Source organism: Bartonella sp. AP150HLJHH (assembly GCF_042196385.1).
Classification (GTDB): domain Bacteria; phylum Pseudomonadota; class Alphaproteobacteria; order Rhizobiales; family Rhizobiaceae; genus Bartonella.
In genome coordinates this window covers 1-562 of record NZ_JBHIQC010000147.1, presented here as the reverse complement: position 1 = coordinate 562, position 562 = coordinate 1, and the positions used below count along the sequence as shown (strand labels likewise).

Sequence of the window (562 nt, the reverse complement as noted above, 5' to 3'; positions counted from 1 at the left end):
AGCAACAAAATGACCCCCATCATCAGCGTCACAGAAAAAATCGCCAACCGCGTAACAATTTTTTAATTTTTTGATGAGAGTAATACTTATAACATCTAAGAGAAAAGCATAGACTGCACTGTATACGCCTGCTTTATTAGTTGTGCAAACCATATCATTTCCCCCACTTTTGAAGCTTGTATAATTACACTGTTAAATGACAATCATATGCTATATATGCTTCTTAATTTTAAGGTGTTGCATGTAATATAATCTTGAGCTTCAAGTAAAGACTCTTATTCATAGAATATACCAAATTTATTGGAACTGTTACATATTAGAGACAACAAAAAACACTCCATTATTATCGCTTGATAAGAAAAATAGTATGACGATAGCTTATTACTAAAATAAGAAAAAAAGAAAATGCGTAATGCTATAACTAATGAAGAATTAGCATATTTAAAAGCCGTTTATCCCAATGAAAAAACACTAAAGATGATCTGTTTTATTATGTTTACGGTCTTTTGCATTCAGAAGATTATCGCACCCGTTATGCTGATAATTTATGCAAAGAATTGCC

At 31.0% G+C, this 562-nt stretch carries 1 pseudogene; it reads left to right on the top strand.

The annotated features are described in order from the left end of the window. Positions 1–408: 408 nt before the first annotated feature. Positions 409–562, top strand: a pseudogene (locus ACFING_RS10150) (type ISP restriction/modification enzyme); the annotation flags it as partial.